This is a genomic window from Mesorhizobium shangrilense (assembly GCF_028826155.1).
Lineage (GTDB): Bacteria > Pseudomonadota > Alphaproteobacteria > Rhizobiales > Rhizobiaceae > Arvimicrobium > Arvimicrobium flavum.
Window position 1 is genome coordinate 1968535 of sequence record NZ_JAQGPN010000001.1, and the last position, 20836, is coordinate 1989370.

Annotated in this window: 20 protein-coding genes; 7 read left to right on the forward strand and 13 right to left on the reverse strand. The window is 65.1% G+C overall.

Features of this window, described 5'->3' with window-relative positions; all coding sequences use genetic code 11:
- Positions 1–34 precede the first annotated feature (34 nt).
- From pth to PD284_RS09645, 3 genes are all read right to left on the reverse strand, one after another.
- Positions 35–757 carry an aminoacyl-tRNA hydrolase gene (pth, locus tag PD284_RS09635; RefSeq protein ID WP_274627985.1) on the reverse strand — a complete coding sequence of 241 codons (723 nt, stop codon included), beginning with the start codon at positions 755–757 and terminating at the stop codon, positions 35–37.
- Between the two features lie 24 nt (positions 758–781).
- Entirely contained in the window at positions 782–1417 is a 636-nt protein-coding gene (locus PD284_RS09640) for a 50S ribosomal protein L25/general stress protein Ctc (protein WP_274627986.1), read from the reverse strand.
- A gap of 230 nt (positions 1418–1647) precedes the next feature.
- Complete coding sequence (locus tag PD284_RS09645) at positions 1648–3426, reverse strand: DEAD/DEAH box helicase (protein WP_274627987.1); 1779 nt, start codon at positions 3424–3426, stop codon at positions 1648–1650.
- A gap of 238 nt (positions 3427–3664) precedes the next feature.
- Between PD284_RS09645 and PD284_RS09650 the strand changes: the two genes are divergently transcribed.
- The gene (locus PD284_RS09650; RefSeq protein ID WP_274627988.1) at positions 3665–4429 is read left to right on the forward strand and encodes a sulfite exporter TauE/SafE family protein; all 765 of its coding nucleotides are present in this window, start codon (positions 3665–3667) and stop codon (positions 4427–4429) included.
- Between the two features lie 103 nt (positions 4430–4532).
- Here the strand turns inward: PD284_RS09650 and PD284_RS09655 are convergent, their stop codons facing one another.
- The 5 genes from PD284_RS09655 to PD284_RS09675 are packed head-to-tail and all read right to left on the reverse strand — an operon-like array spanning position 4533 to position 9754.
- Positions 4533–5324: an ABC transporter ATP-binding protein gene (locus PD284_RS09655; protein WP_274627989.1), complete on the reverse strand. Its 792-nt coding sequence runs from the start codon at positions 5322–5324 to the stop codon at positions 4533–4535.
- Entirely contained in the window at positions 5321–6193 is an 873-nt protein-coding gene (locus PD284_RS09660; RefSeq protein WP_411956189.1) for an ABC transporter ATP-binding protein, read from the reverse strand. The genes PD284_RS09655 and PD284_RS09660 overlap by 4 nt, the downstream gene beginning before the upstream one ends.
- Positions 6190–7095 (reverse strand): nickel transporter permease, encoded by a 906-nt coding sequence (gene nikC, locus PD284_RS09665; RefSeq protein ID WP_274627990.1) that lies wholly within the window; start codon positions 7093–7095, stop codon positions 6190–6192. The genes PD284_RS09660 and nikC overlap by 4 nt, the downstream gene beginning before the upstream one ends.
- Positions 7095–8159, reverse strand: coding sequence for an ABC transporter permease (locus PD284_RS09670; RefSeq protein ID WP_274627991.1), 1065 nt, complete (start codon positions 8157–8159; stop codon positions 7095–7097). Before PD284_RS09670 ends, nikC begins: the two co-directional genes overlap by 1 nt.
- The gene (locus tag PD284_RS09675; RefSeq protein ID WP_274627992.1) at positions 8156–9754 is read right to left on the reverse strand and encodes an ABC transporter substrate-binding protein; all 1599 of its coding nucleotides are present in this window, start codon (positions 9752–9754) and stop codon (positions 8156–8158) included. The genes PD284_RS09670 and PD284_RS09675 overlap by 4 nt, the downstream gene beginning before the upstream one ends.
- 743 nt (positions 9755–10497) lie before the next feature.
- On the opposite strand from PD284_RS09675, the gene PD284_RS09680 reads away from it, so the two are divergent.
- The 3 genes from PD284_RS09680 to PD284_RS09690 are packed head-to-tail and all read left to right on the forward strand — an operon-like array spanning position 10498 to position 13009.
- The gene (locus tag PD284_RS09680; protein ID WP_274630593.1) at positions 10498–11532 is read left to right on the forward strand and encodes a methionine ABC transporter ATP-binding protein; all 1035 of its coding nucleotides are present in this window, start codon (positions 10498–10500) and stop codon (positions 11530–11532) included.
- Complete coding sequence (locus PD284_RS09685) at positions 11522–12190, forward strand: methionine ABC transporter permease (RefSeq protein ID WP_274627993.1); 669 nt, start codon at positions 11522–11524, stop codon at positions 12188–12190. Before PD284_RS09680 ends, PD284_RS09685 begins: the two co-directional genes overlap by 11 nt.
- A gap of 42 nt (positions 12191–12232) precedes the next feature.
- Positions 12233–13009 carry a MetQ/NlpA family ABC transporter substrate-binding protein gene (locus PD284_RS09690; RefSeq protein WP_274627994.1) on the forward strand — a complete coding sequence of 259 codons (777 nt, stop codon included), beginning with the start codon at positions 12233–12235 and terminating at the stop codon, positions 13007–13009.
- A gap of 208 nt (positions 13010–13217) precedes the next feature.
- Here the strand turns inward: PD284_RS09690 and PD284_RS09695 are convergent, their stop codons facing one another.
- Entirely contained in the window at positions 13218–13451 is a 234-nt protein-coding gene (locus tag PD284_RS09695; RefSeq protein ID WP_274627995.1) for a hypothetical protein, read from the reverse strand.
- 322 nt (positions 13452–13773) lie between these two features.
- Between PD284_RS09695 and PD284_RS09700 the strand changes: the two genes are divergently transcribed.
- From PD284_RS09700 to PD284_RS09715, 3 genes are all read left to right on the forward strand, one after another.
- Positions 13774–14529: a chromate resistance protein ChrB domain-containing protein gene (locus tag PD284_RS09700; protein WP_274627996.1), complete on the forward strand. Its 756-nt coding sequence runs from the start codon at positions 13774–13776 to the stop codon at positions 14527–14529.
- A gap of 1 nt (position 14530) precedes the next feature.
- A complete protein-coding gene (gene chrA / locus PD284_RS09705; RefSeq protein ID WP_274627997.1) occupies positions 14531–15832 on the forward strand; it encodes a chromate efflux transporter in 1302 nt (433 codons plus the stop codon).
- A gap of 467 nt (positions 15833–16299) precedes the next feature.
- A complete protein-coding gene (locus PD284_RS09715; RefSeq protein WP_274627998.1) occupies positions 16300–16986 on the forward strand; it encodes a hypothetical protein in 687 nt (228 codons plus the stop codon).
- A gap of 151 nt (positions 16987–17137) precedes the next feature.
- Here PD284_RS09715 and PD284_RS09720 read toward each other — a convergent pair whose 3' ends face one another.
- From PD284_RS09720 to pgeF, 4 genes are all read right to left on the reverse strand, one after another.
- A complete protein-coding gene (locus PD284_RS09720) occupies positions 17138–18070 on the reverse strand; it encodes a ribose-phosphate pyrophosphokinase (RefSeq protein WP_274627999.1) in 933 nt (310 codons plus the stop codon).
- Positions 18071–18174: 104 nt separating this feature from the next.
- Positions 18175–18732 (reverse strand): hypothetical protein, encoded by a 558-nt coding sequence (locus tag PD284_RS09725; protein ID WP_338036644.1) that lies wholly within the window; start codon positions 18730–18732, stop codon positions 18175–18177.
- 76 nt (positions 18733–18808) lie between these two features.
- Positions 18809–19960, reverse strand: coding sequence for a M24 family metallopeptidase (locus PD284_RS09730; protein ID WP_274628001.1), 1152 nt, complete (start codon positions 19958–19960; stop codon positions 18809–18811).
- A complete protein-coding gene (pgeF, locus tag PD284_RS09735) occupies positions 19960–20754 on the reverse strand; it encodes a peptidoglycan editing factor PgeF (RefSeq protein WP_274628002.1) in 795 nt (264 codons plus the stop codon). The genes PD284_RS09730 and pgeF overlap by 1 nt, the downstream gene beginning before the upstream one ends.
- Positions 20755–20836 lie beyond the last annotated feature (82 nt).

Consider the following 20836-nt stretch of genomic DNA (forward strand, 5'->3'; position numbering starts at 1 on the left):
CCTGCTGACTTCCAACGGCAGCAAGCCGGTCCAATTACTCCTTGCCCAGCAGCTTCTTCAGCATGGCCGCCATCGGGCCGGTCTCGGGCATCTTGACGGCGGGTTGGTTGGGCCGGGCCTGGCGGATGTGGCTTTGCCGCTTCGGCGTCTTCGGCGGAGGGCGGTCGTCGTCGCCGGTCGGCCCCAACCTGTCGCGCAGGGCCACCGTCACCCGATTCATGAAGCCGCTGTCGTCGCCCTTCGCCAGCTTGTCAGCGCTGTCGGCGATCGTCTCCAGCAGCGGCTCCAGCCACTCGCCGTCGGCCTTGGCGAAGTCGCCCAGCACATGGTTGTGGACCAGCGCCTTGACGCCCGGATGTCCGATGCCGATGCGCACGCGGCGATAGTTCTGGCCGATGTGCTGATCGAGCGAGCGGATGCCGTTGTGGCCGCCGGCGCCGCCGCCGACCTTCACGCGTACCTTGCCCGCCACCAGATCGAGTTCGTCGTAGAAGACGGTCACGTCCGACGGCTGCAGCTTGTAGAAGCGCATCGCGTCGCCGACCGACTGGCCGGAAAGGTTCATGAATGTCTGCGGCTTGAGCAGGAGTACCTTTTCGCCGGCAAGCTTGCCCTCAGCGACAAGGCCCTGGAACTTCTTCGACCAGGGCGAAAAATCATGGCGGCGGGCAATCGCGTCCGCCGCCATGAACCCGACATTGTGCCGGTTGTTCTCGTACTTCGAACCCGGATTTCCGAGGCCTGCGAAGAGCAGCATCGTGGTGTCTCCGGGTGGAGAGGATTACTCCTCGGTGGCCTCGGCCTCGGCTTCAGCCTCGGCGGCAGGCGCCTCGATTTCCGGCTTCATCGCCGCAGAACCGGCAATGGTCGCGATCGTGAAGTCACGGTCGGCGATCACGGGCTTCACGCCGGCCGGCAGCTTCACAGCCGAGATGTGGATCGAGTCGCCGATGTTGGCGCCGGTGAGATCGATCGTGATGAACTCGGGGATCGCGTTGGCCGGGCAGTGGAACTCGACCTCGTGGCGGACGATGTTCAGCACGCCGCCGCGCTTGATGCCGGGCGACAGCTCTTCGTTGATGAAGTGCACCGGAACCTGGACATTGACCTCGGTGTTCTTGCCGACGCGCAGGAAGTCGACGTGGAGGGGCGTGTCCTTGACCGGATCCAGCTGGTAGTCCTTCGGCAGGACCTGGATCTTCTTGCCGCCGACGTCGATCGTCGCAACGGTGGTCAGGAAGCCGCCGCCGTGGATCTTGTAGTAGATCTCCTTGTAGGAGAGGGCGATCGCCAGGGGAGGCTGCTTGTCGCCGTAAATGACTGCAGGCACTTTGCCGTCGCGGCGAACTGCACGGGCGGACCCCTTACCGACCTGTTCGCGCGCTTCGGCCTTGAGCTCGTACGCTTCGTGGCTCATGGCATTTCCTTTCGCGTTGTTGGAGCGTTTGCGGCGGCGTCGAAGCGCCGGTCCGTAAACGTCGAAAGCCGCCGGCGAGGGCGGCCTTCCTCCGCGCTGCCTCCAAGGGTGTCTACGCGGGTGGCGGTTCTATAGCGGAAGGGGGTTGGCGACGCAAGGATTTGCGGCGGTTGTCGAGAATCTCCGCGCCGGTACTTTCGACCGAACCGCCACGGGTTCCGGGGCCGCTGTCAGGCCCCCTTCGACTTCTTCCAGCGCGGCTTGGTCTTGGGCTTCTTCGGCGCGCTGTCGGGCTTGGGTTTGCCCTTCTTCGGGCTCCACGACGTCTGCTGCGCTTCCTCTGCGCGACGCTGCTCCCCGCCATGCGGCGGCTTTCCGTCGGCGGGCTGGATGCTGACGCCCTTTTCTCCGGTGCCGTTTTCCTTGATCGCCGCCTTGAAGGCTTCGGCCTTGTCGCCAGCGATCTCGAACAGGGTGAAAGCGTCCTGGATCTTGATCGAGCCGACGGCGCGCTTGGTGACGTGGCCTGCCTTGCAGATCATCGGCAGCAGCCATTTCGGATCGGCGCGATGCTTGCGGCCGACCGAGACGCGGAACCAGACGCCGTCGGTGAAATCGCTGCGTTCGCGCGGCGCAGCGTCGCCACGCTCTTTGCGCTCGCCACGCGGCTCGCGCTGGCCGCGTTCAGGGAATGCCGGCGCGTCGAGCAGTTCTTCCGGGGCAGGGCGCGCCGCAAGCTGCAGCCTCAGATAGGCGGCCGCGATGTTCTCGGCGCTGTGCATCTTCATCAGTTCGCCGACCAGCGCCAGTTCGTCCTCGCCCGGCGCTTGGCTGAGGCCCGGATCGTCGAGGATGCGCTCGTGGTTGTGTCGCTCGATGTCGGCGGCGGTCGGCGCCGGAACGGTCGCCGCGGTCAGCCTGGCCATGCGCAGCACGCGCGCCGCGACCCCACGCCGGTGATAGGGCACAATCAGCGTGCAGATGCCCTTGCGGCCGGCGCGGCCGGTACGGCCGCTGCGATGCAGGAGCGTGTCCGGGTTGGTCGGCAGGTCGGCGTGGATGACAAGCCCAAGGTTGGGCAGGTCGATGCCACGCGCGGCCACGTCGGTCGCCACGCAGACGCGGGCGCGGCCGTCGCGCATCGATTGCAGCGCGTTGGTGCGTTCGGCCTGGCTGAGCTCGCCCGACAGCGCGACCACGGCGAAACCGCGGTTGGCCAGCCGGGCGGCGAGGTGTTTTACCGCCTCGCGGGTGTGGCAGAAGATGATGGTGTTGTCGGAATCGAAGAACAGCAGCGTGTTGATGATGGCGTTCTCGCGGTCGGCGGGGGCGACCAGGATCTGCTGGTATTCGATGTCGCTGTGCTGGGCGCTTTCGCCGGCGACCGTGATGCGCTGCGCGTCGCGCTGGAAGCGCTTCGCCAGTTGCGCGATCTGCGGCGGAACGGTCGCCGAGAACATCAGCGTGCGGCGTTCCTCCGGAGCGGCCGCGAGGATGAATTCGAGATCGTCGCGGAAGCCGAGGTCGAGCATCTCGTCGGCCTCGTCCAGCACGATGGCGCGGATCTCCGACATGTCGAGCGAGCCGCGCGTGATGTGGTCGCGCAGGCGGCCGGGCGTACCGACCACGATATGCGCGCCGTCGGCCAGCGCGCGCCGTTCGCTGCGCATGTCCATGCCGCCGACGCAGGAGCCGATGCGCGCGCCCGTCTCGCGGTAGAGCCATTCCAGCTCGCGCTTTACCTGCATCGCCAGTTCACGTGTCGGCGCGACGATCAGGCCGAGCGGCAATCCGGCGTGGCCCAGCCGCTCGGCCGTTCCGAGCAGCGTCGGCGCGATGGCGATGCCGAAGGCCACCGTCTTGCCCGAGCCGGTCTGCGCCGAGACCAGCAGGTCCGATTGCTGCACGTCCGGCGCCAGCATAGCCTGCTGCACCGGGGTCAATGTTTCGTAGCCACGAGCCACGAGCGCCGCCGCGAGCGGCTTGGCCATAGTATCAAAGTCGGTCATGGGTGCTTTCATAGGCATCGCGCCGTTACGTTTCACGGAGCCGTCGCCACATGTTTCTGTTTGGCGGTTCCGTAAGCGGTCCGGACGCCATCCGCAACCCGTCATGCCGGACGGTTGCGCCTTATGCCGGGTGGAAAAGGGGCTGGCTGTCCACAATCCGCCCGGTGGCGCTTACCGCGGCAGGCGGCACCAGCTATCAACGGCGCATGTTTTGCATCTCTTTCGTCGCATTCATTTCATGCTGAGCTGGAATTTTTCTGCGCTGGGATCTGGCGAGCTCGTCTTCCTGCTCTTTTCAGCGGCTCTTGGCGGGCTGACGCGCGGTTTCTCGGGATTTGGCGGCGCCCTGATCTTCATGCCGCTCGCCAGTTCGGTCGTCGGCCCCAAGCTCGCAGTGCCGCTTTTGCTGATCGTCGATCTCGTGCTGACGCCCAGCCTGCTGCCGCATGCCTGGCGCAATGCCGACAGGCGCGAGGTGGGGTTGATGGCGATAGGCGCAATCATAGGCGTTCCGCTCGGCACCTACGTCCTACTGCATACGGATCCGATCAGCATACGCTGGGCGATCGTCGTGCTCGTCGGCCTGCTGCTTGTCCTTCTGATGTCGGGCTGGCGCTATCACGGCCGGCCAAAAACGCCCCTGACGATAGCGGTCGGCCTCGCCTCCGGCATCTGCTCGGGCACGGCGCAGGTGGGTGGTCCGCCGGTTGTCGCCTACTGGCTCGGACAGTTCATTCCGCCGTTGACGGTGCGGGCCAACATCGTGCTCTTCCTGGCGGGCTCCAGTTGCCTGTCAATCATCAGCTATACGCTCGGCGGGCTGCTGACCTGGCAGTCGATCCAGTTGTCGCTCATCATCGGGCCGGCCTTTGCCGCCGGGTTGTTTGTCGGTTGGAGACTGTTCGGCCTTGCCACCGAACGCACCTTCCGCTGGGTCTGCCATGCGCTGATCGCTGGCGCGGCGATCGTGGGAATGCCGGCGCTGGACGGACTCCTGCGCTAATCCGCTTCAGCAGGCGTCGCCGGGCCGATCTTGTAGCGCGCCAAGCGACCACCGCGATGCGGTCGGAAACCCAGCACACGAGCAGCCCGGAAATCGTCCCGCGTCAGCCCCAAGCTTTCGTTGTGGTGACCCTGGTGGTCGCGTGGAGGAGTTCCTGCGTGTAAGGCTCGCTGGCCTTGCCCGAATAGATCTGCTCGCGCGTCAGGGTCTCGATCAGTTCGCCCCTGTTGAGGACAATGATGCGCGCGCACATATGCGCAATCACGCCGAGATCGTGGCCGACGAACAGCATGGTAAGGCCGCGCTCGCGATGGAGGCTCGCAAGCAGGTTGAGGATTTCAGCCTGGACCGACACGTCGAGCGCGGACGTAGGCTCGTCGAGAAGCAACACCTCGGGTTCAAGGATGAGCGCACGCGCAATCGCCACGCGCTGCCGTTGCCCGCCGGAAAGCTGGTGCGGATAGCGGAAGCGGAAGCTGAGCGGCAAGCCTACGGAGGCGAGGCTGGCGCGAATCTTCGCCTCACGGTCGCCGATCCCCTGGATCGCCAGCGGTTCCTCCAGGATGCGCTCAACCGGATGGCGCGGGTGAAGCGCCGCGTAGGGATCCTGGAACACCATCTGGACCTGTCGCGCGTGATGTCGACTCGACTGTCTTTGTGACAGCGACTTGCCGAGGACGTTCAAGGTTCCGGTGGTCTCGACGGTGCCGGTCAGCGCCTTCAGGACCGTGCTCTTGCCCGAGCCCGATTCGCCGATGAGACCGAGGCATTCGCCGCGCGCGGCCGTGAAGCTCACGTCGCGCACCACATGCGCGGCGCCGAAGGCCACATTCAGGCGGTCGACCTCGATTGCGGGCGCTTCGGCGTGAAGCACGTGGGTGGATGGTGCGTTCATGTCAGCCATGCTGGATCACGCTTCAGGACCGGCAGAGTGTCGACCTTGCGGTCGAGCGGGGGACGGCAGCCGATGAGGCCGCGCGTATAGGGATGTTGGGCGCGGCGAAGCTCGGAAGCGGCCAGCGTTTCCAGGACGCGACCCGCATACATCACCACGACGCGGTCGCTGTAGGCGCCGACGAGGTCGAGGTCATGGCTGATCAGGATCAGCCCCATGCCGCGCTCGACCACGAGGCTCTCGATTAGGTCCAGTACTTCGGCGCGCACCGACACGTCGAGCGCGGAGGTGGGTTCGTCGGCGATCAGCAGATCCGGCTCCGCCGCCAGCATCATCGCGATCATGATGCGCTGGCCCATGCCGCCGGATACCTCGTGCGGGTAGAGCTGGGCGACGCGGCGCGGATCGTGGATGCGAACCTTGCGCAGCAGGTCCAGCGCACGCTCGCGGGCTGCGCGGTGCGAGTCCCCGAGGTGCAGTCGGCAGCTTTCCGCGATCTGCGCGCCGGCGGTCATCGTCGGATTGAGGGACTGTTTCGGGTCCTGCAGGATCATCGCCATGCGCTTGCCGCGAAACCTGGCGAAATCCTTTTCGCCCATGCCGCGCAGGTCGGACCCTTGCAGGCTCAGACGATCGGCTGTCACACGCGCGCTTTCGGGCAACAGGCCCATGATGGTGCGCGCGGTGAGCGATTTGCCCGAGCCGCTTTCGCCCACGATGGCGAGCTTTTCGCGCCCCATCGAGAAGCTGACACCGGCGACGGCCGCGACGGGGCCTCTCCTGCCGGGGAAATGCACGAAGAGGTTTTCAACCGCGACGAGCGGCTCCTCGACGCTCTTGTTTGCTGATGGTCGGGATTGGCTGGTCACGCCGTTCTCCTGTCGAAGACATCGCGCAGGCCGTCGCCCAGCAGGTTGAAGCCGAGGCTGACGACGAAGATAGCGAGGCCGGGCAGCGTTGCGACCCACCATTTGTCGATGAGATAGTCGCGCCCCGCGGCCACCATCGCGCCCCACTCGGCCATGGGGGGCTGTGCGCCGAGGCCGAGGAAACCCAGCCCGGCCGCGATCAGGATGATGCCCGCCATGTCGAGGGTGAGCCGGATGATGACCGAGGGCACACAGAACGGAGCAATGTAGCGCACGAGGATTCGTCCGGCGGATGCACCCTGCAACTGCGCCGCAATCACGAATTCGCGCTGCCGCAGCGACAGAGTTTCGGCCCGCGCAAGCCGGGCATAGGCCGGCCACCCGGTGATGGCGATGGCGATGACGGCGTTCTCGAGGCCGGGACCAAGCACTGCGACGAAGGCGAGCGCGAGGATGAGGCGCGGAAACGCCATCACCACGTCGGTCACGCCCATCAGCGTGCGGTCGAGCTTGCCGCCGAAATAGCCGGCGACGATGCCGATCGACATGCCGATCGGCCCGATCAGGATGGCGACCAGGATGACGATCGCGAGCGTCGCGCGGCTGCCGGCGATCACGCGCGACAGGATGTCCCGTCCGAGATGGTCGGTGCCGAACCAGTGCTCAGCCGACGGCGGCAGAAGGCGGCTGCCGAGGTTGGTCGCGAGCGGATCGTAGGGCGCGAACCATGGCGCCAGTGCGGCGACCGTGACCAGCGCGAGCATGATTGCGAGGCCGACCATGGCGAGCGGATTGCGGGCGAAACGGGTGATTGTCTGGTAAGACTGCGCCAATCGACCTTGGAGGCGGTTTTCCGGCGTTTCGGTGGTCAGCCATTCGATCCATGTGGAAGCGGCGCGCATCAGCGGATCCTCGGGTCGAATATGCGGTAGAGAAGCTCGACGCCGCGATTGATGAGCACGAAGCAGACGCCGATGACGAGGGTGCCGCCCAAAACGGCGTTGAGATCGGCGGAAAACAGCGCCTGGGTGATGTAGAGGCCGAGGCCGGGCCAGGCGAACACGGTTTCCGTCAGCACCGCGCCCTCGAGCAGATAGGCGAAGGTCAGCGTGATGACCGTGATGACCTGGACGAGGACGTTGCCAAACGCATGGCGCCAGATGACGGTTCGCGCTGGCAATCCCTTGGCGCGCGCCGCAAGCACATATTCCTGCGACAGTTGCTCGATCATGAGCGACCGCGTCATGCGCGCGATGAAGGCCATCGAGACGTAGCCCAGGATCGAGGCTGGCAGGATCAGGTGCGACAAGGCGTTGCCTGCTGCCGCCCACTCCCCGGCCAGAAGCGCGTCGAGCATGACGAAACCGGTCATCGCCGGAACGCTGTACTGATAGGCGATGTCGATGCGGCCAGGTCCTGCCACCCAGCCGAGACGGGCGTAGAAGACAAGGAGCGCGACGAGGCCCAGCCAGAACACCGGCAGCGAATAGCCGATCAGCGAGACCAACCGCACGACGTGGTCGCTGAGGCGACCCCGCCGCACCGCCGCGAGCACGCCGGCAGGGACGCCGAGCAGGCTCCCGATCAGGGTTGCGGCGAGCGCCAATTCGAGCGTCGCGGGAAATGCACGCATCGTGTCGGCGAGCACCTCTCGGCCGGTCATCACCGACTGGCCGAGATCGCCGATTGCGACGCTGCCCACATATTCGAGGAACTGCCAGTAGAGGGGATTGTCGAGCCCCATCGACCGGCGGGCCTGTTCGTAGGCTTCGGGCGTGGCCCGGTCGCCGACCATGACGAGGACCGGATCGATCGGCACGACCCGGGCGATCAGGAAGGTGACGAGGATGAGGCCGAGCAGCGTCAGCACGAGGCTGACCGCGAACCACCCCGCCGCCGTCGCGCGGGAAGCCAGTGCACGGCTTCCCTCGCGCTCCGTCCCGTCAATGGCCGGCTGCATGCTCATTTGGTGATGCCGTGGAAGACATAGGTGTCGAAGGCCGGGCCGGAGACCCAGTTCTCGACATTGTTGCGCATCGCCACCGGTTCGGTCTGCTGGAACATCACGACGAACGGGCTGTCGGTCTGCAGGGACTGCTGGAGACGGGTGTACATCTCCTTGCGCGCGGCGGAATCGGATTCCAGGATTGCCGCATCCGCAAGGCCCTTCAGCTCCGCATCGAACCACGCATTGCGCCAGGCTGCAGTCTTGGCTTTGCCCTCGTCGGAATTGTCAGGGTTGGTCAGGAAGAAGTCGATCGTGGAGTGCGGATCGCCATAGTCGGGTGACCACACCATAAGCACCGCCTGGTGGTTTCGCGCGCGGTACTTCGTCAGCGTCTGGCGCCGATCCGACGCGACCAGCGACACGTTGATGCCCGCTTCGGCGAAGTTCGCCTGCAGCGCTTCGCCGACATCGCGGAAGGGCGCGGCGGCGAAGACGTCGAGCTCAAGGTTGAAGCCTTTCGAAAAGCCGGCTTCTGCCAGCAGCGCCTTCGCCTTCTCCACGTCGCGGGCATGCGGCTGTTCCTCCAGCGCGGCAAAGCCGCCCTTGGCCAGCACCGATTGATGGACCTGGTACTGGCGCTTGAGGATCGTGCCGGCGATGCCCTGATAGTCGACCAGCAGCCGGATCGCCTCCTGAACCTTGGGATCCGCCAGTTCCGGAACTTTCTCGTTGAGGCCGAGATAGAGCACGGTGGCTTTCTGCGCGATATCGATCTTGATGTCGGGGTTCGATTCCAGCGCGTCGAGCTGTTCGGCGCCAAGCGCACGGGCCATGTCGACGTCGCCGCGCTCGAGCATCAGGCGCTGCGCGGTCGCTTCCGGGACATGGCGGTAGACGATCCGCTTGAGCTTCGGCGCGCCGCGATAGAAGTTGTCGTTGGATTCCAGCACGATCGCCTCGTTGGGCTGCCACGCCCGAAGAACGAATGCGCCGGCGCCGGCGGAGTTCGAGCGCAGCCAATCGTGGCCGAGATCGCCGTCCTTCTCGTTGGCCAGCACGACCGCCTTCTCGACCACCGCGCCTACGCCCGCCGACAGGGCATTCAGCACCAGCGTCGGTGCGAACGGTTGGGAGATCTTCAGCTCCAGCGTGCGCGCATCGATCGCGCGCACGTTTTCCTCGACATTCTCCGCGCTCCAGCCGAACTGGGTAAGGATGAAAGCCGGGCTCTTGCCGAGCTTCACCACGCGCTGCAGGGAAAACGCGGCGTCTTCGGCCGTCACCGCCGCGCCGGAGGCGAAGGTGAGCCCGTCGCGGATCTTGAAGGTGAAGGTGAGCCCGTCCTGAGACACTTCCCAGCTTTCGGCCACGCCGCCGGCAACCTCGGCGAAGTTGGTCTCGTCGCGCACGATGAGGCGCAGATAGACGTTGTTGCTGATCTCACCGCCAACGAATTCGAACACCTCGGCGGGGTCGAAGCTGGTCACGCCGTCGATGGCGTTGGCCATGATCAGCGTATCCGCCGGTGTCTCGGCGTAGGCGGGCGGAATGATGCTCACCAAGCCGAACATGACGGCCGCGGTGGTCATGCGAAGAACCGATCTGAATTTCAAAATTCCCTCCTCCTGTGCTCGCCGACGGGCAAGCTTCATCGACAACGCAACAAACCCGCCGGTTGCGGGCGTGCAAATGGACGGAATGCACGTCCCGTTCTCCGGCTGGACGCCGGGGCGGGAATTGCAGCTCTGTGGTGTCCTCCCCAAACCCTTTCGGGAGAAACGGCGCTCAAAGAGTTCTATATGTTGGAATGCCGTTCCATATATCGATAGCACCATCAGTGGAGAGGGATGTCAAGGGGTTCGACCAAGAGCAGTTCAAAATCCCCCGCCAAGCCCGAGCGAAGGCTCGGATGCAACATCCGGAAGATGGTCCCCGAGACAGGGAAAGGAGGCGGCTCGACCGACAGACGCAGAAGCGCCGGAGCGCGTCCGAAAGAGCCCTGCGCGCTGGCGCCGGGTCTCGCCGACGCCTCCTGGAAACGTCCAGAGCCGACATCTGGCGGTCCCGGGTTGGCGCTTTTGCAAGGGTATTTCCCTGCAGGGCCGGTTTGGTGGAATTCCGTTCCTGTTGTATTCCGTCAAATCCGGGCAATGGTGCGCTTGCTGGAACCAAGACTGTCGAGACCAAGTCCGATACGTGCTACGGAAAGTCACCTGTCATGGACTGCGCAGCGTCTTTAGATGACGCGTCGGCGATGAACGCGCCGGGATGACCTGACTGATACCGTGAGCTGAAAATGATACCCCCAACTGTCGCGGCCGATGCCGTCGGGCATGAGCCCGCGGAAACCACCCCCATGGTGACATTCGACCGCGTGACCAAGCGCTACGGCGCCGACGCGAAATCCTTTACTGCACTCGATGGCGTGGACCTGACCGTCGGCCGCGGAGAGATCACCGGCATCATCGGCCGCTCCGGCGCCGGCAAGTCCACGCTCATCCGGCTTGTCAACGGCCTGGAGAAGGCGAGTTCGGGAAGGGTGGTGGTCGACGGCACCGAGGTTGGCGGGCTGAACGAGGCGGGCCTGCGCGGCCTGCGGCGCGAGGTCGGGATGATCTTCCAGCATTTCAACCTGCTGTCCTCGCGCACGGCCTTCGACAACGTCGCATTGCCGCTGGAGATCGCCGGTCTCGACCGCGCGGCGATCAAGCAGAAGGTCGACCCGCTTCTCGATCTCGTCGGTCTCGCCGACAAGGCGGCGCGCTATCCCTCCGAACTGTCGGGCGGGCAGAAGCAGCGCGTCGGCATCGCCCGGGCGCTGGCCACCTCGCCGAAGCTGCTGCTCTCCGACGAGGCCACCTCCGCGCTCGATCCGGAAACGACCCAGTCGATCCTGGCGCTCCTGAAGCAGATCAATGCCGACCTCGGCCTGACGGTCTTGCTGATCACGCATGAGATGGAGGTGGTCAAGACCATCGCCTCCCACGTCGCGGTCATCGATCACGGACGCATCGTCGAGCAGGGACGCACCTTCGACGTCTTCACCGCCCCGCAGCACGAGACGACGCGGATCCTGCTGTCGTCCACATCGGGCGCAAGCCTGCCGGAATGGCTGCGCTCCGGCCTGAAGCCCGAGCCTTCCGCCGGCGACCGCATTCTCGTGCGGCTGACCTTCTTCGGCGCCACGGCGTTCCAGCCGCTGACGGCGCGGCTGGTCACAGAGATCGGCGGCGACATCAACATTCTCGCCGGGGCGATCGAGGAGATCGCCGGCGAGCCTTTCGGCACCCTCGTCGTCGCCTATCCCGCCGCGCCCGAAATCCTCGAGCGCGCCAACCGATTCTATGCCGAGACCGGCTTGTCCACGGAGGTGCTCGGCTATGTCGCCTGAGATGCTTGTCGGCCTGCTCTGGAAGTCGCTGCTGCAGACGCTGCACATGGTGGCCGTGTCCGGCCTGGTCGGATCGTTGATCGGCCTGCCGATCGGCGTGTTCCTCGCCACCAGCGGCAAGGACGAGCTTTTCCCGGCGCCGAAGCTCAACTACGTGATCGGCCTCGTCGTCAATGCGGCCCGTTCCACCCCGTTCATCATCCTGGTCGTGGCGATCATCCCGTTCACGCGCCTCTTGACCGGCACGTCTATCGGCACGACGGCCGCCATCGTGCCGTTGACGATCGCCACCATTCCCTTCTTCGCCCGCCTGGTGGAGGCGGCGATCCGGGAGATCGACAAGGGGCTGATCGAGGCCGCCCGCGCCATGGGCGCGACGCCCATGCAGATCGTCCTCAAGGTGCTTCTGGCCGAGGCCCGGCCGGCCATCCTGCTGGCCTTCACCATGACCATCGTCAGCCTGATCGGCTATTCGGCGATGGTCGGCGCGGTCGGGGGCGGCGGTCTCGGCGATCTCGGCATCCGCTACGGCTACCAGCGCTTCATGCCGGACGTAATGCTGGCCGTGGTGATCGTGCTGATCGTTCTCGTGCAACTGGTGCAGAGCGCTGGCGATGCGCTTGCCCGGCGCTTCGACAAGCGCAACCGCAAGAGCTGATTTCAACCCCTCCCAAGCAGTCTCATCATCAAGGAGTAAGACATGATGAAGTTCCTCGTCTCGGCGGCCCTTGCCGCCCTCATCAGCGTCCCGGCGCTCGCCGAAGACATCAAGGTCGGCGTCACGCCCGGCGAGCACGCGCAGATCATGGAGAAGGTGAAGGAAGTCGCCGCCACGAAGGGTCTCAATATCGAGATCCTGGAGTTCTCCGATTATGTGGTGCCTAACCAGGCGCTGGCCGATGGCGACCTCAACGCCAACTCCTTCCAGCACCAGCCCTATCTCGACAACCAGATCGCCGATCGCGGTTTCGATCTCGTCAGCGTCGGCAAGACCATAACCACGCCGATGGGCGTCTATTCGAAGAAGGTGAAAAACCTCGCCGAGCTCGCCGACGGCGCGACCGTCGCCATCCCGAACGACCCGACCAATGGCGGCCGCGCGCTCCTGGTTCTGGCCAAGGAAGGCCTGATCAAGGTCAACCCGGAAGCCGGTCTGAAGGCGGGTCCCGCCGACGTCACCGAAAACCCGAAGAACATCCAGTTCTCCGAACTCGACGCTGCCCAGCTTCCCCGCTCGCTCGACGACGTCGATGCGGCGGTCATCAACACCAACTACGCGCTGGAAGCCGGCCTGCATCCGAACACCGACGCCATCGCCATCGAAGGCAGCGAGTCGCCCTACGCCAACCTGATCGTCGTGCGCAGCGCCGACAAGGACGCGCCGTGGGTCAAGACGCTGGTCGAGTCGTACCACGACGACAGCATCAAGGCGTTCATCAACGACGAGTTCAAGGGCGCGCTGATCCCGTCCTGGTAAACCGCGCTCGGGCTTTCGGCCCGATGCTCCGGAACTTGCCCGGCGGCGCGCCCGCCGGGCATCGCCGCGTTAGCGGCCAACCGGTTTCGCCGCACGGAAGGACGCGCGTATCAATACGCGTCCGAGGGCGAGAGCTTGCCGCCAGGCCCCATCGAAGGTGCTCTGGTCAGCGGCCGTCGGCCGGCCTTGTCGGCGTCATAGGAAGGCTTCACGAAGCTGAGTATTTCACCGTCACGCCGCGCTGCCGAAAGTAGGCCTGCATCAACTTCCTGCCTGAACGGTTGTTCTGCGCGAGCTTGGCTGGGTCGAACACGGCCTCTTTCAAACCAGCCCGGATCAACGCTGCCTTGAGGGTCGCGATGTGCTTGTCGATGTCGGCATTGTCCGCCTGGAGCGATTCATAGATGCGGTCTGTTGCATCTGCCACGGTCGGTTCGCTCACTTGTCCACTCCTTGGTGTTGTCTGGCTGGCGCTTACCACATTTTTCGACTTGGTCCCCCACTGTGGTGAAAAATGTGCGCGTCCGGAACGAAGCGCCCACGTTCGACGCTGCGGCACCGGAAGCCGACCAGCGGCAACCGGCCAATCGGGACGGTCATGCGCTACCGGACGTCCGCACCGGCGTGAAATGGAAGCGGGTCAGCATATCCTGTTGATGCGGGGGCGACTGTCTTCTATTCTTCACAGTACCGGGGGCATGGTGGACTCCCCGTGAGGCTGATGCCCAAGTTCCGCCTTCGCAGATTTGTGCGGAGGAAAAACCATGCCCAGACATATCTCTCCCCATGAACTGATTGCCCGGGTCGGGCTCGGAAAATACCCGCTGCTCATTGACGTCCGCCGGCCGGATGCGCTCGCGTCGTCGCCCGTGCGCCTGCCCGCCGCCATCTGGCGCAGTCATATGCAGGTTTCGGAATGGCTGCCCGGCCTGCCGCCCGGAAAACCCATCATCGTCTACTGCACCCACGGCCACAATGTCAGCGAGATTGCCGCTGCCGGGATTGCCGCGCGCGGCGCCAACGTGACGATCCTCGAGGGAGGTCTGGAGGGCTGGATCGGTGCGGGCGGACCGGTGGTCGGCCGCTCCGCGCCGGGACTTGAGGATGGTCTGCCATCGCCAAGCGTCTGGGTCACGCGCGAAAGGCCCAAGATCGACCGGATCGCGTGCCCGTGGCTGTTGCGACGCTTCGTTGATCCTTTCGCGATCGTCCACTTCGTGGCCCCTCAATGGGTGGCCGACATCGCCGGTGAGACCGGCTGGATCCCGTTCGACGTCGAAAACGTGCACTATTCGCATCGCGGCGACCAATGCACCTTCGACACCATGATCGCCGAATTCGGCATTTCGGACCCTGCTTTGCTTCACCTCGCGAGAATCGTCCGCGGTGCCGACACGGCGCGTCCCGAACTCGAGCCGCAGGCGGCCGGGCTGCTCGCCGTCTCGCTTGGCCTGTCGGCGATCGAACCGGACGACCGGGTCCAGCTCGAGGCCCACAACTGGCCGGCAAGGACCGCCTGAGATGGATCTCGCCGCAAGCAATCGCGTCACCTTCGGCGAAGCCGTCCGCGTCTTCGCCAAGGTCGGCCTGCTCTCCTTCGGCGGGCCGGCCGGGCAGATCAGCCTCATGCACCGCATCCTCGTCGACGAGAAGCGCTGGATCGACGATGCCCGCTTCCTGCATGCGCTCAACTACTGCATGCTGTTGCCCGGTCCTGAGGCGATGCAACTCGCCACCTATGTCGGCTGGCTGCTTCACGGCGTGCGCGGCGGGCTGGTCGCCGGCCTGCTTTTCGTGCTGCCCGGGGCTGTCGTCATCACCCTCCTGTCCGCGGTCTATCTCCTGCTCGGAGACGTGCCGGTCGTGGACGGTCTGCTGTTCGGCATGAAGGCCGCGGTGCTGGCCATCGTGCTCGATGCGCTGATCCGTATCTCCAGCCGGGCGCTCCAGGATGGCGCTGCCGTTGCCATCGCCGTGGCTGCCTTCGCGGCGATCGCCTTCCTCAAACTGCCGTTTCCCGTGATCATCGCGGTGGCCGCCCTGTACGGGGCGGTCGCCGGGCATCGTCAGCCCGCGAATCTACGGGGTGCGATGCCCGACGCCGGGGCGAGGCCGGGTATCGCGAGTTTCCTCTCGACCGTCGCGGTCTGGACCGTCATCTGGTTCGCGCCGCTTGCCTTCATTGCACTGCTGCTGGGACCAGAACACGTCTATGCAGCCGAGGCCGGCTTTTTCTCGAAGGTCGCCATGGTGACCTTCGGCGGCGCCTATGCGGTGCTCGCCTATGTCGCGCAGCAGGCGGTGGACATCCACCACTGGCTCAAGCCCGACGAGATGCTGACGGGGATCGGGCTTGCCGAAACCACGCCGGGCCCGCTGATCCTGGTGCTGGTGTTCGTCGGATTCCTCGGCGGCGCGCGCCTGTCGGGTTTCGATCCGCTTGTCGGCGGGCTGGGCGGGGCGCTGGTGACGCTCTGGTTCACCTTCGTCCCGTGCTTCCTGTGGATTTTTGCAGGCGCGCCCTATGTCGAGACGGTGCGCAACATACGCTGGCTCGCAAGCGCGCTCGCGGCGGTGACTGCGGCAGTCGTCGGCGTCATCGCAAATCTGGCGATCTGGTTCGGCCTGCACGTGCTGTTCGCGACGGTAGGGGAGGTGAGCGTAGGCCCGTTGGCGCTGCCGCTGCCGGAGTGGGGCAGCATCGACCTGGCCGCCGTGGCCATCGCGCTGGCTGCCGCCGTCGCGCTGGTCCGGTTCAAGGCGAACATGCTGGCGGTGCTCGGCGCGGCGATGGTCGCGGGAATGGTTCTGTCGGGATTTTAGAACGGTCCGGCTTGCGCGCGATCAGGGAGAACTTGGCGTCCAGCCTGAAATTGTGCTGGCGGCCGCTCAAGCGTCGAAAAGCTGCGCGTGCGCGCAACGATGGCGGGTCGAGGCTTTCCCGAACGTTCCGTCGGCCAGCCGGTGAGGCGGCCGACGATAGTTCCCGAGCCTAGAGCCTCTTTGATGGACGTGGAGTCGGTTTGAGGATTCCGGCGCCGGGCGTTGTCTGATTCACTGGTCCTGGTGATTTGCAAGGAGGTGGAGATGACGAGAAGCTTGAGCGCGGACCTTCGTGGGCGGGTGACTGCGGCGATTGAAAATGGGATTTCGACACGGGAAGCGGCACGGCGCTTCCCGATCGGGATCTCGACGGCGGGAGCCTGGCATCGCCGCTATCGCGAGACCGGTGAGACGGAAGCCCGCAAGCCGGGCCAGTCGTCGCGTTCATCAGGTGCCAGAAGCTCGACATGATGCAGCGGGTTTTGGCACTAATTCTGGCAATGATCCTGGCGGCGTGCGGTCCACCCATTCCAGAAGTCCCAGAGGCCGAATTTGCCGCAAGCGATGCCCACTTCCTGATCGGATCAGAACGGGTGATCCTGCCTTTCGTGGCCGTACGGGGGGCGTCAGGCCCGAAGCCATATAGGAATGATGCCTTCCACGAGAAGGACGGCGACGATGAGAGCCGCACCAAGCGTATGCGGGAAGCGGCTGGAAATCCCCACAGCCCTATGCCAATCGGCATGCTGGAGGTTTCTATCCGGCACTATGCGGGGGAAATGTTTCGTGTCGAAGAGCTTTGCCCACTGCTCAGGCGTCAATGGGCGAAAGCGTTGTGCCGAGGCGAACGTGTTGGCATCATCGCCGAACTGCCTCAGCGTTTCTATCTTGTCGGCTTACGTTACCTCTCCCAGTTGGAGATGGGCGATCAAATAGCAGCGACGGGGAAACCACCAGTTGGCAGTCCCAAGCTGGTGTGCGATCGGAAATCTGAATTCTGCAAGGCAGCGGTGGCCGTCTCACCCGATATGTTGGCGGTCTGGACCGTTTGGTCGAACGGCCGCGAAGGAGTAGAGCAGATGGCCGAGCGCCAAGGTTCTGCAATTTCCAAGTTCGTTAGAGACGAACTTGGAAAGCAAGAAGTGTCCGATTAATTGAGGTTGCCGATACCGCCCGACAGTGGCCGCTAAGAAAATCTACTTCCGACCCAGAGTGGAGGTTTGTGTCGGATATCAAGTGCTGGATTTTCACGCCAATGCCTGCCGGGCTTCGGCAGGCTATGACGTCGAATAAGTCGAATGCGCTCTAGTCGAACAGGCTCGAAACCGATTCCTCGGTCGCCGTGCGCGAGATCGCCTCGCCGATGAGGTCGCTGATCGGCAGGACGCGGATGTTGGGGGCGTCGATCACGCTCTGGGTCGGCTGGATGGAGTCGGTGATGACCAGCTCCTTCAGCTTGGACGAGGTGATGCGCTGGACAGCGCCGCCCGAAAGCACGCCGTGGGTGATGTATGCGGTGACGCTGGTGGCGCCGTTGGCGAGCAGCGCCTCGGCCGCATTGCAGAGCGTGCCGCCCGAATCGACGATGTCGTCGATCATCATGCAGTCCTTGCCGTGCACGTCGCCGATGATGTTCATGACCTCCGACTCGCCCGGCCGCTCGCGCCGCTTGTCGACGATGGCGAGCTGCGCATCGATGCGCTTGGCGACCGCACGCGCGCGGACCACGCCGCCGACGTCGGGCGAGACCACCATGACGTTGGAGGTGTTGTACTTCGCCTTGATGTCACGGGTGATGACAGGGGCGGCGAACAGGTTGTCGGTCGGGATGTCGAAGAAGCCCTGAATCTGGCCGGCGTGCAGGTCGAGCGTCAGCACGCGGTGGGCGCCGGCATGCGCGATCAGGTTGGCGACCAGCTTGGCCGAGATCGGGGTGCGGCCCGAGGCGCGGCGGTCCTGCCGGGCATAGCCGAAATAGGGGATCACCGCCGTGACGCGTCGTGCCGAGGACCGCATGAAGGCGTCCATCATGATCAGCAGTTCCATCAGGTGGTCGTTCGCCGGGAAGGACGTGGACTGCAGGACGAAGACGTCCTCGCCGCGCACGTTCTCCTGGATCTCGACAAAAATCTCCTGGTCGGCGAAGCGCCGAACGCTAGCCTTTCCGAGAGGGATGTTGAGATAGCGGGCGACCGCTTCAGCCAGCACCCGGTTGGAATTGCCTGCGAAGAGTTTCATATTCAAGCCTTGGCGGAGGATTTGAGCGGGCTTTTAGCGCCCTGTCCCGGTATTGCAAGCGTCGAACCGGCTTTTTCGACTCATGTCGTCAAGTTGCCGCGGCCTCAGCCGGCGCGTCCGCCCATCCAGACGCCCAGTTTCTCCATCGTCTCGTCGGCGATTTCCTGCATGGTCGCCGGCGTCACCGACTGCCAGCCATCGCCGCCGCTGACCGTCTGCTGGCCCTGGATGCGGTGCAGGCGGTTGCCGGATGGATCGAGCACGTCCCAGACGTAGACGATCGTAGTCTGCCTGCCCTCCGGCAGCGCGGACAGGTAACCCTTGAGGATGTGGCTGGTGGTCTCGTCGGCGCGGGCGATGGTGATGCCCTTCTGGCGCGCCCGCTGCGCAAGCCGTTCGCTCAAGGGGCCTGCCGCCTCCACCGACGCGCCGACGATGGGCGCGAACTGCAGCCGTGTCACCGCCGGGAGCGCCGCGGTTTGGGTCGAGGACGTCTGCGAGGAATTGGACGGAGCGGATGCGGCGCCGAGATCCTGTGCGGCCGTCTGCGCGCCTGAGGCTGCGGCCGCCTGTCCCTCAGGCGCGATGGCCGAGGGTTCAAGCACGTCAGTCGTGCTGCAGGCCGACAGGATTGCCATCGCCACGATCAAGAAAACTGGCAAAAGCCGCGCGGGTCTCATCCCCACAAACGTTCCCCTGTACAGCCCCACGCCCCGCACACCGATCGACATTCGCGACTCACTGCACGATCAAGTCGAGATCATGACGGGAGAGCGGCCGGGGTTGCGATTCCGTTGTCAGATAGGTGCGGCCCAGCGTCATCGCCGTTTCCGTCTCGGAGTCCATGATGATCATGTGCGCGAAGAGCGTCATGTCGGGGGCGATCGGCTCCGGATTGGCCTGGTAGAACATCGGCATGTCCATCCACGACGGCGTGAAGCGGGCACCGAGCGAATAGCCGCAGGCGTTCAGCCGGTGCTTGGTCAGGCCGTTCGCCTCCATGCTTCGCGCATGGGCCTCGAAGACGTCGCCGAAGGTGTTGCCCGGCGTCATCGCCGCCTCCACCGCGAGCAGTGCGTCCTTCGCCGCGTCGAACAGTTCCTGATGGCGTTTCGAGGCCTTGCCGGTCAGCACGGTGCGCATCATGGCGGCGTGATAGTGGTGATAGACGCCCGCCCATTCCAGCGTCAGCTGGTCGTTCTTGTTGAGCTTGCGACGTCCCGCCTTGTAGCGGCACAGCAGCGCGTCGGGACCGGAGCCGATGATGAACTCGTTGGCCGGATAGTCGCCGCCGCCGGCGAAGATCGCGCCCTGCATGGCTGCCAGTATGGCGCCTTCGTCGCCGCCCTGCTTGATCAGAGGCAGCGCCGCGTCGAAGGCCTCGTCGGCCAGCGCGGCGGCCTTCTCGACCTTCTTGATCTCGGCCGGGCTCTTGAAGAGGCGCAGATGGCCGACGATGCCCGAAGCGTCGATGATCTGGGCGAAGGTCTGCAACTGCTCGTCGAGCCTGCGGCCGTTGAAGGCGGTCAGGCCGTGCGTGTCGTATTCGACGCCGATGCGCCGGCCCAGGAGATCAAGATCGTTGAGCAGATTGCGCAGGTCCACCGTCGGGTTCGCGTCGGCGCGATCCGTCCAGACGACGATGTTGTCGATGATCGAGGTATGGCGCGCCTGGCGCAGGTCGGCCGAGCGCGTCAGCAGCACCATCGAGCCGTCCGCCTTCAGCACCAGCGCCTGGAAGAAGCAGAAACCGAACGTGTCGTAGCCGGTCAGCCAGTACATGCTCTCCTGGGCGAACAGCACGATGGCGTCGAGCTTGCGCTCGATCATCTCCAGGATCAGGCGGTCGCGCCGAGCGTCGTATTCGGTGCGTTCGAAATGCAGCGCCATCAAGCATCCTCCAGGGCAATCGCGGAAATCTGACGGCCGTAATCGGCCTCGCCGCGATGGGTCATGCGACGGTAGGAATAGAAGAGGTCCTCTTCGGCATAGGTGCAGCGACCGAGCTGCGCCGCAGTCACCCCCGCCCGCTTGAGGCGGTCGACGGTGTAGCCGTTGAGGTCGAACATCAGGCGCCCGGCATTGGCGGAGGCGCTGAAATAGCGCTCGTTCTCAGGGTCGGCCTGCACGAAACGTGCGACGAACTCCGGACCCACCTCGTAGTTCTTCTGGCTGATGGAGGGGCCGAGCACGGCGACGATGCGGTCGCGCTGCGCGCCGAGGCCCTCCATGGCCGCGATGGTGTTTTCGAGGACGCCCCCGAACGCGCCCTTCCACCCGGCGTGGGCGGCTCCGACCACGCGCGCCGCCGGGTCGGCGAAGAGAACGGGGCCGCAGTCGGCGGTGGAGGCGGCTACGGCGATGCCGGGGCGGTCGGTCACGACCGCGTCCGCCTTCGGGCGCTCGCCGGGGAAGGGAGCGCGGACGACGATCACGTCCGGTGAATGGATCTGATAGGCGGTGATCAGCGCCTCGGCGGGCACCCTCATCCAGGCAGCCACCCGGCGGCGATTCTCGCTCACCAGATCCTGGTCGTCATTGGAGCCGGTGCCGATGTTGAGGCCGCCGTAGATGCCGGAGGAGACACCCCCCATGCGCGTGAAGAAGCCGTGTCTGATGCCGGATTTTGCTGCGCTTTCAAGCAATTGCGAGCGCAAGGGGTCGGGTCTGGAAGAATCAAGCATGTGCCGCTTTCTCGTTCGCCCGCGCGAATTCGTCAAGCCGACGCTGCCGTCCCGCCCCACGCTCTCGCTGGGCGCGGAGAGT

Bases quoted from the DNA above. Each gene is read 5' to 3' on its own strand.
- PD284_RS09670 (WP_274627991.1), bottom strand. From the start codon at position 8,159: ATGAGCATGCAGCCGGCCATTGACGGGACGGAGCGCGAGGGAAGCCGT.
- PD284_RS09655 (WP_274627989.1), bottom strand. From the start codon at position 5,324: ATGAACGCACCATCCACCCACGTGCTTCACGCCGAAGCGCCCGCAATC.
- PD284_RS09640 (WP_274627986.1), bottom strand. From the start codon at position 1,417: ATGAGCCACGAAGCGTACGAGCTCAAGGCCGAAGCGCGCGAACAGGTC.
- PD284_RS09720 (WP_274627999.1), bottom strand. From the start codon at position 18,070: ATGAAACTCTTCGCAGGCAATTCCAACCGGGTGCTGGCTGAAGCGGTC.
- pth (WP_274627985.1), bottom strand. From the start codon at position 757: ATGCTGCTCTTCGCAGGCCTCGGAAATCCGGGTTCGAAGTACGAGAAC.
- PD284_RS09715 (WP_274627998.1), top strand. From the start codon at position 16,300: ATGATGCAGCGGGTTTTGGCACTAATTCTGGCAATGATCCTGGCGGCG.
- PD284_RS09700 (WP_274627996.1), top strand. From the start codon at position 13,774: ATGCCCAGACATATCTCTCCCCATGAACTGATTGCCCGGGTCGGGCTC.
- PD284_RS09730 (WP_274628001.1), bottom strand. From the start codon at position 19,960: ATGGCGCTGCATTTCGAACGCACCGAATACGACGCTCGGCGCGACCGC.
- PD284_RS09650 (WP_274627988.1), top strand. From the start codon at position 3,665: ATGCTGAGCTGGAATTTTTCTGCGCTGGGATCTGGCGAGCTCGTCTTC.
- pgeF (WP_274628002.1), bottom strand. From the start codon at position 20,754: ATGCTTGATTCTTCCAGACCCGACCCCTTGCGCTCGCAATTGCTTGAA.
- PD284_RS09680 (WP_274630593.1), top strand. From the start codon at position 10,498: ATGGTGACATTCGACCGCGTGACCAAGCGCTACGGCGCCGACGCGAAA.
- chrA (WP_274627997.1), top strand. From the start codon at position 14,531: ATGGATCTCGCCGCAAGCAATCGCGTCACCTTCGGCGAAGCCGTCCGC.
- PD284_RS09645 (WP_274627987.1), bottom strand. From the start codon at position 3,426: ATGACCGACTTTGATACTATGGCCAAGCCGCTCGCGGCGGCGCTCGTG.
- PD284_RS09690 (WP_274627994.1), top strand. From the start codon at position 12,233: ATGATGAAGTTCCTCGTCTCGGCGGCCCTTGCCGCCCTCATCAGCGTC.
- nikC (WP_274627990.1), bottom strand. From the start codon at position 7,095: ATGCGCGCCGCTTCCACATGGATCGAATGGCTGACCACCGAAACGCCG.
- PD284_RS09685 (WP_274627993.1), top strand. From the start codon at position 11,522: ATGTCGCCTGAGATGCTTGTCGGCCTGCTCTGGAAGTCGCTGCTGCAG.